The organism is Brevibacillus sp. FIR094, from assembly GCF_050477165.1.
Classification (GTDB): Bacteria; Bacillota; Bacilli; order Brevibacillales; family Brevibacillaceae; genus Brevibacillus.
In genome coordinates, this window is record NZ_JBEAES010000066.1 from 1 (window position 1) to 13,402 (window position 13,402).

Annotated in this window: 15 protein-coding genes, 1 pseudogene and 3 riboswitches; of the genes and pseudogenes, 1 reads left to right on the plus strand and 15 read right to left on the minus strand. The window is 47.6% G+C overall.

Going from position 1 to position 13,402, the window contains the following annotated elements; genetic code table 11:
* Positions 1-223, minus strand: a pseudogene (locus ACQ5DJ_RS29405) (spore surface glycoprotein BclB); the annotation flags it as partial.
* Positions 224-313: 90 nt separating this feature from the next.
* Positions 314-1,129 carry a VOC family protein gene (locus ACQ5DJ_RS29410; protein ID WP_429845535.1) on the minus strand — a complete coding sequence of 272 codons (816 nt, stop codon included), beginning with the start codon at positions 1,127-1,129 and terminating at the stop codon, positions 314-316.
* 77 nt (positions 1,130-1,206) lie between these two features.
* Between ACQ5DJ_RS29410 and ACQ5DJ_RS29415 the strand changes: the two genes are divergently transcribed.
* Positions 1,207-2,379, plus strand: coding sequence for a CapA family protein (locus ACQ5DJ_RS29415; protein ID WP_429845536.1), 1,173 nt, complete (start codon positions 1,207-1,209; stop codon positions 2,377-2,379).
* Positions 2,380-2,441: 62 nt separating this feature from the next.
* On the opposite strand, the gene ACQ5DJ_RS29420 is transcribed toward ACQ5DJ_RS29415, so the two are convergent.
* From ACQ5DJ_RS29420 to ACQ5DJ_RS29480, 13 genes are all read right to left on the minus strand, one after another.
* Positions 2,442-3,707 (minus strand): homoserine dehydrogenase, encoded by a 1,266-nt coding sequence (locus ACQ5DJ_RS29420; protein ID WP_429845537.1) that lies wholly within the window; start codon positions 3,705-3,707, stop codon positions 2,442-2,444.
* An 86-nt stretch (positions 3,708-3,793) separates the two neighbouring features.
* Positions 3,794-3,905, minus strand: a riboswitch (SAM riboswitch).
* Positions 3,906-3,971: 66 nt separating this feature from the next.
* Positions 3,972-4,078: riboswitch (SAM riboswitch) on the minus strand.
* 94 nt (positions 4,079-4,172) lie between these two features.
* Positions 4,173-4,307 (minus strand): hypothetical protein, encoded by a 135-nt coding sequence (locus ACQ5DJ_RS29425; RefSeq protein ID WP_429845538.1) that lies wholly within the window; start codon positions 4,305-4,307, stop codon positions 4,173-4,175.
* Positions 4,308-4,466: 159 nt separating this feature from the next.
* Positions 4,467-4,672, minus strand: a riboswitch (cobalamin riboswitch).
* A 43-nt stretch (positions 4,673-4,715) separates the two neighbouring features.
* Positions 4,716-5,231 (minus strand): DinB family protein, encoded by a 516-nt coding sequence (locus ACQ5DJ_RS29430; protein ID WP_429845539.1) that lies wholly within the window; start codon positions 5,229-5,231, stop codon positions 4,716-4,718.
* Positions 5,232-5,328: 97 nt separating this feature from the next.
* A complete protein-coding gene (locus ACQ5DJ_RS29435) occupies positions 5,329-5,952 on the minus strand; it encodes a cyclase family protein (RefSeq protein WP_429845540.1) in 624 nt (207 codons plus the stop codon).
* Positions 5,953-5,973: 21 nt separating this feature from the next.
* Positions 5,974-6,963 carry a Gfo/Idh/MocA family protein gene (locus tag ACQ5DJ_RS29440; RefSeq protein ID WP_429845541.1) on the minus strand — a complete coding sequence of 330 codons (990 nt, stop codon included), beginning with the start codon at positions 6,961-6,963 and terminating at the stop codon, positions 5,974-5,976.
* A gap of 25 nt (positions 6,964-6,988) precedes the next feature.
* Positions 6,989-8,488 (minus strand): glucose-6-phosphate dehydrogenase, encoded by a 1,500-nt coding sequence (zwf, locus tag ACQ5DJ_RS29445; protein ID WP_429845542.1) that lies wholly within the window; start codon positions 8,486-8,488, stop codon positions 6,989-6,991.
* A gap of 97 nt (positions 8,489-8,585) precedes the next feature.
* Positions 8,586-9,206: an arylformamidase gene (kynB, locus tag ACQ5DJ_RS29450; RefSeq protein WP_429845543.1), complete on the minus strand. Its 621-nt coding sequence runs from the start codon at positions 9,204-9,206 to the stop codon at positions 8,586-8,588.
* 137 nt (positions 9,207-9,343) lie between these two features.
* Positions 9,344-10,522, minus strand: coding sequence for an ATP-binding protein (locus tag ACQ5DJ_RS29455; RefSeq protein ID WP_429845544.1), 1,179 nt, complete (start codon positions 10,520-10,522; stop codon positions 9,344-9,346).
* Positions 10,523-10,711: 189 nt separating this feature from the next.
* On the minus strand, positions 10,712-11,236 hold the full coding sequence (locus ACQ5DJ_RS29460) for a phage tail protein (RefSeq protein WP_429845545.1): 525 nt from the start codon (positions 11,234-11,236) through the stop codon (positions 10,712-10,714).
* Positions 11,237-11,251: 15 nt separating this feature from the next.
* Positions 11,252-11,761, minus strand: coding sequence for a phage tail protein (locus tag ACQ5DJ_RS29465; RefSeq protein ID WP_429845546.1), 510 nt, complete (start codon positions 11,759-11,761; stop codon positions 11,252-11,254).
* 27 nt (positions 11,762-11,788) lie between these two features.
* On the minus strand, positions 11,789-12,304 hold the full coding sequence (locus ACQ5DJ_RS29470; RefSeq protein WP_429845547.1) for a phage tail protein: 516 nt from the start codon (positions 12,302-12,304) through the stop codon (positions 11,789-11,791).
* 54 nt (positions 12,305-12,358) lie between these two features.
* Positions 12,359-12,835 carry a GNAT family N-acetyltransferase gene (locus ACQ5DJ_RS29475; protein WP_429845548.1) on the minus strand — a complete coding sequence of 159 codons (477 nt, stop codon included), beginning with the start codon at positions 12,833-12,835 and terminating at the stop codon, positions 12,359-12,361.
* Between the two features lie 273 nt (positions 12,836-13,108).
* Positions 13,109-13,402: hypothetical protein (locus tag ACQ5DJ_RS29480; RefSeq protein ID WP_429845549.1), on the minus strand; the 294-nt coding region annotated here is incomplete at its 5' end.

The following is a 13,402-nucleotide window of genomic DNA, read 5'->3' on the forward strand; positions in this document are numbered from 1 at the left end:
TAGACAAAATACTATCGAGCTTGCTATCCAACAATAGTTCCTTCTTGGTTAACTCACGTACCATATCTAAGACACTTGCATTTACATTTAAAATATCACTAATCGTAGCTGCTGGTGCAGATACACCTGGAAGAGTACCTAATACGTATTGAAGCTTTTCACCCTCGGCATTAAGTATATGGCTTAATCCAAGCTCTTCAAGTGCAATCGAAGAAAGCAACAACGTAATCGCATCTTCTCTTGCAAATGCATCAACTTCAATTTACATATGCCGAGGTGATCCCATATGTACGCCTCGCTCTCTCTTAAACGACTATTCCAGCGATGCTAGGAAGTAAGATCCTCCACCAATCTTATACTCGCTATTCTTGCTCCCTCCTGCCAGCCTCACAAAATACGGTCTTTGTCCGCGTTTTTTCCATGAAGCCTGCGCCAATCCCTCCTCAGTCGGTTGGCAAAGCACTACATTTCCACCCGGAAGTTCAAATGCTTGGCAAATGGCCCCCAGTTCTTTATCGTGGAATTTTTCGCTCTTCTTCCATCCAAACCAGCTTTGCCAACGTGCTATTGCTTCATCTAGATTGTTTACTGCATAGCCTACTGACTGGAGATGGGCTGCACCGTTCGGATGTGCGCCAATGATGCCACGATTTGTCAAATCTTCTATTCTCTCTTCATCCGTTTGCGACCATTCAATGAGAAATGGTGGTAGAAGTGCACTATCCGCATCTTCAAGGAACAACATCCGCCACCGAAGCGTCGTGCCATCATCACGCGTACGACTTCCCGCAACAGGTCCAGTAACCTGCAAACCTTGGCTTCGCAAGCGCTCTGCCCACGCATCCATCTCATTGGTCCGAAGCGCAATCTGACCAAATCCTTCTCCCTTTGCTTTATCCTCGATGCATTGACGTACGAGCGGATTATCTGATTGTCGAGCAAGCTCCTCGTGTTCAACCGCCAAAAATTCAACATAAGAAAGTCCGAAATAACTAAGGCTATTCCATGTCCCCCAAGACGCATGACGTCCTCCAGCTACCGCATGAAAACCCGCTTGGCAAAATTGTTCCGATGCTTCCTGTGGAGTTCGCTGCACAAAATGAACCAAATGATCAAAAGTTAATCGCACCTTTTTTCGCCTCTTTTCGTATTACTTATAGGATATCAAAATTCATTTATGTAAGGATAGAAATACAAGGGGGAAAAATGAACGATACCAGATCAAGCCGGGTAAAATCTCGGCGCAAGCATTCACGCAGAAAATGGGTACGGGTTGGAAAGAACACGCTCCTATTTAGCGTGTTGGCCATCTTCGTCGTCGGAACCTACTACCTATTCCAAACTGCCATGGATGGAGAACATGCCACCCCAAACGAGCAGCCTGCTCCTGACGATACTGTGAACCAAAAGACCTCTGTACAGCTCACCTTTGTCGGTGACATCATGATGTCAGGGAATGTAGAGAAAACCTTACTTGCAAACAACAGCTATGACTACCCATACAAGCATGTAAGCTCGCTCTTTTTGCAAGATGATATCACGATTGCCAATTTGGAGACGCCGATCACCACCACAGGTGTTGCTGCACAGAACAAAGAGTATGTCTACAAGTCGTCCCCACTTGCTGTTCCTGCCATGAAAAACGCAGGAATTGATGTAGTGAATCTCGCCAATAATCACTCCATGGATCAAGGAGTTCCGGGATTGCTCGATACCTTTGACGCTTTGGACAAGAACCGGATTGAATACGTCGGCGCCGGAAAGAATGCCAACCGTGCCTATTCACCTGTATTCATTGAAAAGAACGGCATCAAGATCGCAATTCTCGGCTTCAGCAGGGTCATTCCCGAAACAAGCTGGTTTGCAGGGGATTCTCAGCCAGGTATGGCCGCTTCCTATGATCCTACGCTAGCAGTGAAAGCGATCCAAGATGCGAACAACCAAGCAGATCTCGTCGTGGTAATTGCACACTGGGGCAAGGAACGCTCCGATTATCCTGTCGATCATCAAAAAGAGTTGTCTCGTGCCTACATCGATGCTGGTGCAGATTTGATTGTCGGCGGTCATCCCCACGTTCTTCAAGGCTTTGAACGATACAACGACAAATGGATTGCGTACAGTCTGGGCAATTTCATTTTCACACGGTCAAGCGAACCCAAGACTTGGGAAACGATGGTCCTGCAAGCAAACTGTACGAAAAGCGGCGATTGTGAGTTGACGATGCTTCCGTTTCACGCAGAATTGGGACAAGCTGTACCCATGAATGAAAGCAACGGCGCTGCCCTGCTAAAACGTATTGAATCTATTTCCGAGAGTGTCGACATACAAAGTGACGGGCGTATACAGCCGCGTGCAAAAGCGGTGGAGACTGCCCCCTGACAAAAGAAGCCGTGTTTCCAGGTAACTAGAAATACGGCTTTTCTTCTTGTTATTCCTATTACTTATGCAGATTCGATAATAGGGAAGCGGCGCACTTCTAAGCCAAAATCATTTTTCAACAGGGACTCGTGCTCTTCACTGATTCCTGTCACGATCAAACCTGCGCGCAAGACGCCCCCCAAGTCGAATTGGACTTTTAGTTTATGCACGTTCACGCCTGCCTGCTCGAGGAAATGCAAGACAAGATCTGGCGTGGCAGTATGACATGAGCCTTCTAGATAACACAAGACGCGTTCTTCTGAGTCCAAGGTGACTCCAGCTTTGTCAGCCGTTTTTTCTTTCCAAGTAGGATGCGGTGTGAATGGCTGTGTCAATAAATAGGCCAAATCCTCCACGACTGCACTTGCTGTAGGTAGCTCGCCTGCCCCTCTTCCTGTAAACAACAAGTCTCCCACAATGTTGCCGGATAGCTGCACCGCATTAAACGCGTCGTGGATTTGCGCCAACGGGTGGCTCAGCGGAAGCATGGTTGGTTCAACAGATAGGCGAATGCCTTGTTCAGCTTGATAGGCCTGCGCGATCAGCTTGATCCGGTACCCCAGCTCGCTCGCAATCCGAATGTGACCCGCTGACAAATCTGAAATTCCTTTACGAACAACATCCGCTAGCGGTAGCGATTCTCCGTAAACAAGCTGTGCCAGGATGTACAACTTGTACATAGCGTCAAAGCCTTCTACATCCGAACGAGGGTCTGCTTCGGCATAGCCCAACTCCTGCGCTTGCTTGAGAACCTCCTGATAAGAGAGCTGTTCTGCCTCCATTTTCGTCAAAATGAAGTTCGTTGTTCCGTTGAGAATACCGCGAACGCCTTGGATATCGTTCGTGCGAAGGAACTGCCGGAGTACGCTCAAGATCGGGATGCCCCCTGCCACACTCGCTTCATAGGCCAGATGCACTTGATGCTGATTTGCCAAATCGACTAGCTCGGTTCCTTTTTTCGCCAGGAGCTCTTTGTTGGCCGTTACTACATGGCAGCCCTTTTCGATCAAAGCACGAACGTAGTCATAGGTAGGTTCTACACCGCCCATGACCTCCACCACGATATCCACATCGCTTCTCAATACATCCTCAAAGTCAGTTGTCAGTAAAGCCGGGTCAACATGAACCGCCCGCTCTTTTTCCGAGTCACGCACCAAAGCCTTGACGATCTCAATTCGTTTTCCCAGTCGAGAAGAAAGCTTCTCCTGTTGCGAACGGATCGTTTTGATTACGCCTCCACCCACTGTTCCCAATCCCAGTAATCCCACACGTACCACTTCTGCACTCATCCTGACCACCCCATACCCTGAATTTTAGATAAAAAGAAAAGCCATCTTCGATAAGAAGAAGGCTTGTTAGCAGCTAATGCTCCCCCTCCTTATCTCCCAGGACGTATATGTCCTGCAGGAATTGGCACCTTGTCACAAAATATGCGTGACGGTTGCCGGGCTTCATCGGGCCAGTCCCTCCACCTCTCTGGATAAAGAAAATATGAAATTGAAAAAAACCTTCTTCGCTAAGAAGAAGGTTCATCTACTAATGGAGTAACCCGCTTCTTATCTTTCGAGACGAAACGTCTCGCAGGAATTGGCACCTTGTCGCAATATGCAACGGTTGCCGGGCTTCATAGGGCCAGACCCTCCACCTCTCTGGATAAGAACTGTTTATGCTGTTGAGCTTTATTCTAAGAAATTCCAAGGCAAGCGTCAACAAAATTCTTTCTTTTCTGATTGCAAGCTGATTTGACACGACTTTCAGTTGTGGGTGAACAGGCTTTCTACCTCTTCCATACTGCAGCAAGCGCAATGAAACACGCCCTCCCGGCCTTCCTCAGGCAGCTCTTTTTCCTCGACATATCCGCAATATTGGCAAATGAAAAGTTGAATCATCGCACGCCCTCCTCTTCTTTTATCCTGCCCAAAATAAAAAGAGCATTTTCCGCTCGACCGTGACGATCGTTAGAAAATGCCAGAAAAAGAGGGACGTACTTGTCCACGCGCTGTTTTTCGCAAGCCATCTCTAACACCTCCCTATCTCCCGTAGGTCTATCAGTGTTGTCGAAACAGGCAGGTCTCCTGACTATGGGTTCATCGTCTAGCGTCGCCTTCCCCGTCTATTTTGATAGACCAGTGGCTTGTTGGACGCTGACTCCCCTTTTACAGTGGCGGGACCGTGTCGGATTTGCACCGAGCTTCCCTATTATCCTTGTCGCGAATTGGTTACGCCCTAAGGAACCTGTTTCCACCTATGAAATTGTTCTCCCTAGATTTTACCTTATTCTTCCTTATTTTGCGAACTTACCCCAAATACCGCTCTTTCAAAATGGTGCTGTGGTGACCTTCATGTCCTGCAATCACATAAGCCAACGTCCTTGCAGATAGCTTGTTTCCGTTGGCAGTTCCTGTACGCAACCACGCTTCTGGAGAGATTCCTCCGGCTTGCGCGATGGTTGAAGCACGTACAGCCTTATACTCTTCCAATAAATCAGAGAGGTCTCGTAGCTGAAAACACCCGTGTTCGACAAAAGCATTCTCATCAAAACCGACGAGGGGTGTCTGATCTCCTCTCGCGATTCTCAATAAGCGATAGCTCATGATGCGTTCTGTATCGACAAGATGACCCAAAACCTCTTTTACTGTCCATTTGCCTGGTGCATACCGATAATCAATTTGCTCAGGCGCAAGGGACGAAAATAGCGCGACTTGCCTCTCTCCTTGTTGCGTGAGGATCGTTTGCAGATCCCCCTCTGGTAGAAGTCCAATATAATACTCAAAATATGCAGCGTATTCATCGCGCTCTGGTCGTCTGAGCATGTATTTCCCACTCCTCGTTATTCACTTTACCTGCCGCTTAAAACAAGCCCAATACGAACACACCCGCCAGATCTTCACAGGCGGGTGACCTTCACCATCATACGCTATGTAAGCCTTCAAACAATAGGACCCTTGCTGGGGCTGCATCCGTGCCGATCAGCTTAAGTGGTGCAGCTACCAGAAAATACTCGCCTGGCGGGACCTCTGCTAGGCGCAAGCCTTCCACGACAATGACTCCCGCTGCAAACAGCTTTTTATGGGTGGGGTGCCCTTCCTGACTGCGTTCGATCCCAAGTGCATCGGTACCAATACCTCGCACACCCAGCTCGCTTACATATTCTGCACCTTCCTCTGAAAGAAAGATGAATTCAAAAGAGAACGCCTCTTCAAAAGAATTTTTCGTTTTAAACAAGACAAAATCGCCTCGCGCAAGATCGAAGCCCTCCAAATCGGAGCGAGTGATCCTGTCCTCTACCGCTGTGAGATCGAGAACCTTGCAACTGCCCACTAGCTTCTCCAATGAAATACTCTCAAATGTATCGCCGGCATTTACCATGTGCAGGGGAGCATCCACATGGGTACCAGAATGTAGGTCCATGTCGATTCTCGATTCGGTTACATAGCCATTGGTAGCGGTACGTATTTTCGGCTGCTTTTCCGGCTTGTTTTTATACACCGTCATTCCTTCGTACACGGTGGCGGTTACATCATACATTTTCATCCTAAACGCCCTCCCCTTTACTTACCGTTTTTTATGATCCGCAGGAAAAACGATTCCCATCTGTCTTCTTACTTCATCCATGACCTGCATGGTCGTTTTGGAGACATCATGCGAATTCGTTGTAGATTGTCTAGCCCCTATTCTTGCCAAGTGTAGGAACTCCCTAATTTCATAATGCATGGTCTTCGGGGTCTGCGGTCTTGTCACTTGCTCAATTCGTCCGTCTCTGTAACGAATGTCCACTTCTTTGAGATGGTTGATTCGATCGATCACCATTGTGGCGTCCTCCCCTTGGATTTCTGCTGGCTGATAGGAGGTCGTAATTTTCGAAAAGCTAATGATTGCATCCATCTCTCGATACTTCAAAAGAATGCTACCTTCTCCGTCTACTCCAGAATCAAGCACAATTCCTTCTGCTTTGATGTCGTCTGGTCTGCCAAAAAGAATGAGTAACGGATAAAGGCAATAGATACCGATATCCATCAAGGCTCCGTTTGAAAAAGCGGGATCAAAAGCACGTAAAACCTTCCCTTCGCGATAGGCGTCATAGCGCGAAGAATATTGGCAATTGCTAGCAATAAAACGTCGTACCTTTCCCAGCTTGTGCAGGTTGTCTTGTATCGCAAAAAAATTGGGTAACAGTGTAGATTTGACAGCCTCCATGAGTAAAACGTTATTTCTTTTCGCTGCTTCGATCATTTCTTCTACCTCAATCGCATTGGAAGCCAGTGGCTTTTCACACAATACGTGTAGCCCCGCGTCCATGCACTGGATCGCTTGTTCCGCGTGGCAGGAATTGGGGCTCGCAATATAGACCGCGTCCATATTTTTGCTTGCAGTCATTTCTTCTAGGCTGTTATAGGCGAATGGAGCATGGTACTTGTCAGCGAATTCCTTGGCGCGTTCGATGGTACGTGAATAAACAGCCTGAAGAGAAAATCCTTCTACTTCTTGACCAGCCTGGATAAATTCCTCGGTGATCCAGTTCGTTCCGATTACGCCAAATCGCATCTCATCCGCTCCCTTTTCTTTTGGTCTATCTTGTTGCAGTGACCGGCACTCGTTCTTCGCCCTTATCCAACCACCACACAAATCCGTCCGCATCAAGCAATTGCTCTGCGGCCTTCGGTCCGAATGAGCCAGCTTCGTACGTAAAGAGCGGCACCAAATTTTCAGCGAAGGCTTCCAAAATCGGTGTCACCCATTCCCACGACAGCCGAACCTCATCCCAATGCGCAAAGTAGGTAGAATCCCCTCGGAGTGCATCGAACAAGAGTAGCTCGTACGCTTCTGGCACGTCTTTCGTCCCCGCACTGAAATCTACCGTCACCGGCTCAATCTTACCGCTATTTGTCGGATTCTTACTATTTACCTGCAAGGCAATACCTTCGTTTGGATTCACGCTGATGATCAACAAATTAGGCGATGTCGTTTCATTTTGCTCCTGATAAAGCTTTTCGTGCGGATTTTTGAACTCAATGACGATCCTGGTTGATTTCTCTTGCAGTCTTTTTCCCGTGCGAATATAAAAAGGTACTCCTTGCCAAAACGGGTCATCAATCCAGACACGAGTGGCAATATACGTTTCTGTCATCGAAACTGGATCGACACCAGGCTCGTCCCTGTAGCCAGCCACAGGCGTTCCTTGAATATGTCCTGCGCTATACTGACCACGAATAACATGGGTGCGGACTTCATCTTTCTTCATCGGACGCACGGCGGCCATTACCTTGCGCTTTTCTTCGCGGATATGGGCGGACGTGATTCGCTTTGGAAGTTGCATGGCGATGATCATGAGCATTTGCAGCATGTGATTTTGGAGCATGTCACGCAGTGCTCCGGCTGGCTCGTAATATCCAGCCCGATCCTCGACGCCAACCGTTTCATTCGCCGTAATTTGCACATTGGCGATGTACTGATTGTTCCAGAGAGCCTGAAAGACCGGATTCGCAAATTCGAGAGCCTCGAGGTTTTGAACCATCGGTTTTCCCAAGTAATGGTCAATGCGATATATTTCTTCTTCCAAAAATGCTTTCCCCAGCTTTTCATTCAATTCTTCGGCAGATTGCAAATCATGTCCAAATGGCTTTTCAATGATCAGACGCTTCCAGCCTGTCGTTGAGCCTAGTCCGCTGGCCTTGACATTGGTTGCAATTCCCTCGAAAAATTGCGGGGCTACTGACAAGTAAAACATCCGGTTTTGCGGGATCTGTAGCTCTCGCTCTCTTTGCAGGACCAGATCATGTAGCGTTACATAAGCACGCGGTTCCATGACATCTACTTCCGCATAGCGACAAGCAGACAAGAAAGCGTCTAGCTCGTGGGAATCAATCTCAGCTCGACGGGAAAACTCATGGACAGACTGGCGAACAGATTCCTGAAATTGGTCATCAGACCAGGCCCTTCTCCCTACACCAATAATCGAAAAGGCGGCAGGCAACTTTTGATCTACATATAAGTTAAAAAGCGCGGGGAAAATTTTGCGTTTTGCTAAATCTCCTGTTGCACCAAAAAGGACAAAGGTCATCGCTTCCATCTACTTTTTCATTCCCTTCATACGTACGCCGTGATGATGGTTTTTGTAGTTACACTGTTATTATTCGAGAAAATCACAGCTTTATCAATACGCAGCCTCACGAACGACGCAAAATAGCACGTACTGGACTTCCATCTGCTTCCATCAAAAGCAGCGGCAGTGCGATCAGTTCGTAATCACCTGGTTCCACATGATCGAGCAGAAGCCCCTCCAAAATATGAATGTCATGCTGGTGAAGCCCATGATGAGCAGCCAGTTCCTTGCTGTCCAACGGATCGACAGATGGGACATCCACTCCAATCAGCCGAATACCTTTTTGGGCGAGAAATACTGGCAAGTCCGCTCGCAGATGACAGATCGTTGACGGAAACTGATTGGGGTCACTCCAAGATAATGTTTTGAGCAGCAAGCGTTCCACCCCCTCCAGATCTACCTGGGCAAAATCTTCTGGGCCAATGCTGGAACGTCCAGTAAGCTCTACAACTCTTGCCTCTCCGATATACAAGTCCAAAGGCAATTCAGCTATTTTTCGGCCATCGTCATCGAAGTGGAACGGAGCATCCACATGGGTGCCTGTGTGAATACTCATGGTTACTTTACCGACATTGACTGAGCCACTCTCCGCTTTGGGCCAGCTTACGACATAGTGAAAGGGAGTGTCCCCTGGCCAGGTCGGCATGCCTGCCATGAGCGGACGGGAAATATCTATTATTTTCATCGCGTATCCTCCACCTTCCAGCATCTGTTCGCGCCTATACTCAGCGTACAAAAAAGACTATATTGAGTCAATATTCTAACATTTGTACCAAAAAAAGACCGCAGCTTAATAGCGAGCCAACAGTCTTTTCCTTGATTTCAGATTCTACTGTGAAGAGACAGGTAGTCCCACACTTCATCATAGATTCCGTTGTAATCTACTTGTTTCAAATGTTCTTTCAAAGTCCTCAACCACTCAATGGTTGTGGGATAGGTTGCTGCAATGGCCTCACGTAGATCGCTCATTTGAATCGGGCGATCTACCCCTTTTGTTACGATATCATGCCATACCTGCTCAGTCGCGAGCTCCACTACATACTCGATGTCTGCCCCCGAATAAAACTCTGTCCATCCTCCTAATTGCTCATAATCGAGCATCTCAGAAGGACGGCCCTCCAGTTTTAAGCGAAAAATATCCTCCCGTGCTTTCCGATCTGGCGGTCCGACAAAAATCCAGTGATCAAAACCAGCCGCTCGGAGCATGGAAGGCTCCAATTCCCATGGAACGTTGGTTGCGCCCATCAGGACGAATCGTTCGTCATACTCGCCTGCCGCTGCTACCTGCTGAAGCCATTTGGTATCGAACACTGGCCTATTCTTATAGGAGTAGGCATGCTCTTCGTAATGACTGGAAGCGTCCAGTTCATCTAAAAAGAACAGAACAGGTTTATTGGCAGGAGCTGTTGCCAGCAAGTCATGAATGTTGAGCGGGCTGTTCGATGACGTATACATATTTCGACCGCCTGTGATCTCCATGGATACCAATTGAGCTTTGCATTCTTCTGCGGTTGCTTGTGCTAACAAAGATTTTCCGCACCCCGATGGTCCATAGAGTAAAATGGTACTTTTCTTTTGAGGCAACCGTTGCGAAATAGGATGTAGGAGTCTTTGAAAAATTGCCTCTTTTACTCGTCCAAGCCCGCCGACCATTCCAAAACCCGCCGTTTTCTCAACGAGTTGAACCGATTTCGCGGTGGTCTTCCCTTTGCCCCCTTCGATGACGCGTATCTTAGTTGGAAACATCGTATATGTAGTGGAATCCTTCTGATGGATCCCTTTTAACGTCCGCGAATAGGGGGATTCCTTTTGTAGCTTGTTGAGTTCGATCACAATTTTTTCCTTCATCGCTTCATTTCCATAGGCAAGGGCCTGCGTAAACGCCTGTAAAGCCTCCGTACGATCCCCCTGCTCAGCATGCTCTAATCCTAATAACAGCCATACGGGCGCATTGCGTTGATCGCTGGTCAACATGCTTTTCAGTATTTCTATCTTCGTCATCTGCTTCATCCTCTGCGATCGTTCTGCTTTAAGCGATCGTTTAGTATCACGGACATATCCATTATAATGCATACGTCTCGCAAGAAGAATACGAAAAGTAGGAAAAGATGGAAGAAGAGCAGTGATCGTCATCGTCATTTGAAAAAGACGCCTTCTGCTACACAGCATCGGGCGTCCAAGATACGGTTCCTATTCTCTCGGTGGAAAAGCTCCGCCGCTTACACAAATGATGAACGAGAGTCCAAGATAAGGTTGCATATTATTATGAGGTTGAGTCCCGCCTGTGATGCCGATTGCTTGCGGACTAAGCTGTGTCCCATCACTCGTGTTGGAGTAAGGAATGACAGCTCCCCGGCCAACGGTGGAAGACCATTTCGCGCCTGTTGGCGTATCCTCTGTAGGAGTTGAGCACGAATTCGGAACATGAGTATGCGCCGGAATATCGTTTTGCAGCAGAGTGATGTTGGCATCGCCACCTGTCTCTCCTGCCGTACGCGGTGTCAAGCCAAATCCTTCCCCCTGGTTCATCGGGGCTGAGCCTCTTAAATTTGGAAGCGCGAATGTCATTTTGCCATCTCCGCCATACTTCGTTCCCAATATCGAATACAAGACAGGATTGGAAGAGATCGCAATCAATTGTCCATCACAAAAAGCCCAGTCCCTCGGCGGGAAGTTGCCACCGAAGATACGAATTTCTCCAATATACGGATCCATATGATAGTGCCTCCTCTAGTTTCTTGGCGGGTAGATCCCTTGAGTTGCGATGCAAAAATTCCCGACCAAATACGGCTGCATATTATAATGTGCTGTACTGTTTCCTACCGTTTGCAGCGCACTCTCGCTCATCGTCGTATCCGGGGTTGTCCCATAAATTGTAGCGGAAGCTTGTGCCCAGTAGTTCCCAGCGCATACTTTTTCATTGGCAGCTACATTTGAGCCGGTTGCCGTATGGGTATGGGCGGGTATCTCATTTGTCGTTAGTACATGACTTTCTTCGCCGGCTGACATACCTAACGTTACGATTGGGCGATCCGATTGACGATTTGTATGTACGGGGACACGTCCTCTTAAATCTGGCAATGCAAACGTGGTTCTCCCGTCCCCCCCATAAACATTTCCTAACAAGGAAAACAGTGCCTGGTTTTGGTTGATAGACAGCATTGCACCATTACACAAAGCCCAACCCTTTGGCGCAAATGGAAATGGAAAAAATCGAATTTCTCCAAGAAATGGTTCCATGTAAAATCCTCCTGTTCGATTTGGATGTTAATGTTGCGAAGGATAGATTCCGTACAGGGCGATGATGAAATTAATAACCGTAAACGGCATCAGGTTACTGTGTGGTTGATTCCCACCTACACTGCCCAAGCTGGACACGTTCATTAATCCATCAGCTGCATTCGCTGAATATTGCTGCGCATTTTTTGCCCATACAGCATTGGTAGGGCTGTTCTGCGTTCCTGGCTGCGATGATGCATGGACCGTATGCGAATGCGCAGGCAATTGTGAGACGGTTAAGGTGACTGATTCTACACCGTTTTTTTCCCCCACCACGTAGGTAGTTCCTGTACTCGGATTTTTCCCTTGATTAAGCGGGATACGTCCCCGTAAATCAGGGAGCGCAAAAGTTACTTGTCCATCCCCGCCATATGTGGTTCCAATCAAACTATACAATGTGTCGTATTCAGAAATAGATAAGATCTGTCCATTGCATAATGCCCATCCTTGTGGTGCATAATCTCCTCCAAACATCCTGATTTCTCCAAGAAATGGCTCTGCCATGTTGCTTCCCCCTTATGTAAAGTGGTTATTTCCCTTGTCAAACGAACAAATTGGTCATTGTTGCAAAAGTGGCTGCCATTCCATTTGGATATACAGCCCCGTTGAGTCTGTCACGATGAAATGAAGTCGTTTATATAATCGAAAGGCGGGATTCCCTTGTAAAACACGTAAACGGATTGGTATTTGGAAAGCTTGTGCCTCTTTTTGCAGATCGCCAATAATAGCAGAACCAACACCCTGTCCCCGATAAGTAGGCAGCAAAGAAATATCTACGAGATGCTGTGCATCTCCGTTCGCATCCGTGATCATCCGACCGATTGGCTGCTCGGATTGGAGAATGATTTGATGCTTCTGAGCGGGAAACTGCGTTTGGTAAGATTTCTGCTGCATGATAAACTGCGACTGTAAAAAGGCAAGCTTGTCCGCCTCACTCCAACCCCAAAGAGCCATTTCTTCGGTTCTCGTAGAACAGTACAATTCCCAAATAAATGCTTCGTCTTGCTCATATTCAAAAGGTCTGGTATGTACCATAATCCTCCTTGCATACAATCGTTGTACTTTTCTGTCATTTGATCAGTTACCTGCTTGCATTCTTTCCGGCCTGGATACGCTGACTTGTCTTTCCTATGAGTATCGCTCTTCCTCCTTCGAACTTTTTCTGATATCCTGGCTGATTAAATAGCAATCATCAATCATGATATCATTAGCCAAATTCCTTCTAACACTAACTAAAGTTAGCTCTTTTACATGAAAAACGCTTCGCCCCCATAAAAGAGACGAAGCGCTTTTATCTCTTGTGTACAATTAGTCTTTTCCAGTACCTTCGTTATCCTCATTGCTCTTACCGTTGCCGCCTCCATTGCCATTGCTGCCACCGTTGCCGGTTCCGCCGCCGTTGCCTTTACCTTGGCCTTCACCTGTTCCCCCACCATAGCCTTTACCTTTACCTTGACCTTCACCTGTTCCACCGCCGTAGCCTTTGCCTTGACCTTCACCTGTTCCTCCGCCATAGCCTTTGCCTTGGCCTTCACCTGTTCCTCCGCCATAGCCTTTACCTTTACCTTGGCCTTGGCCTGTTCCACCGCCGTAGCCTTTGCC

Excerpts from the sequence above, each read along its gene's own strand:
- ACQ5DJ_RS29435 (WP_429845540.1), bottom strand. The coding sequence starts at position 5,952 with ATGAAAATGTATGATGTAACCGCCACCGTGTACGAAGGAATGACGGTG.
- ACQ5DJ_RS29475 (WP_429845548.1), bottom strand. The coding sequence starts at position 12,835 with ATGGTACATACCAGACCTTTTGAATATGAGCAAGACGAAGCATTTATT.
- ACQ5DJ_RS29425 (WP_429845538.1), bottom strand. The coding sequence starts at position 4,307 with ATGATTCAACTTTTCATTTGCCAATATTGCGGATATGTCGAGGAAAAA.
- ACQ5DJ_RS29455 (WP_429845544.1), bottom strand. The coding sequence starts at position 10,522 with ATGACGAAGATAGAAATACTGAAAAGCATGTTGACCAGCGATCAACGC.
- ACQ5DJ_RS29440 (WP_429845541.1), bottom strand. The coding sequence starts at position 6,963 with ATGCGATTTGGCGTAATCGGAACGAACTGGATCACCGAGGAATTTATC.
- zwf (WP_429845542.1), bottom strand. The coding sequence starts at position 8,488 with ATGGAAGCGATGACCTTTGTCCTTTTTGGTGCAACAGGAGATTTAGCA.
- ACQ5DJ_RS29415 (WP_429845536.1), top strand. The coding sequence starts at position 1,207 with ATGAACGATACCAGATCAAGCCGGGTAAAATCTCGGCGCAAGCATTCA.
- ACQ5DJ_RS29465 (WP_429845546.1), bottom strand. The coding sequence starts at position 11,761 with ATGGAACCATTTCTTGGAGAAATTCGATTTTTTCCATTTCCATTTGCG.
- ACQ5DJ_RS29420 (WP_429845537.1), bottom strand. The coding sequence starts at position 3,707 with ATGAGTGCAGAAGTGGTACGTGTGGGATTACTGGGATTGGGAACAGTG.
- ACQ5DJ_RS29470 (WP_429845547.1), bottom strand. The coding sequence starts at position 12,304 with ATGGCAGAGCCATTTCTTGGAGAAATCAGGATGTTTGGAGGAGATTAT.
- ACQ5DJ_RS29460 (WP_429845545.1), bottom strand. The coding sequence starts at position 11,236 with ATGGATCCGTATATTGGAGAAATTCGTATCTTCGGTGGCAACTTCCCG.
- kynB (WP_429845543.1), bottom strand. The coding sequence starts at position 9,206 with ATGAAAATAATAGATATTTCCCGTCCGCTCATGGCAGGCATGCCGACC.
- ACQ5DJ_RS29430 (WP_429845539.1), bottom strand. The coding sequence starts at position 5,231 with ATGCTCAGACGACCAGAGCGCGATGAATACGCTGCATATTTTGAGTAT.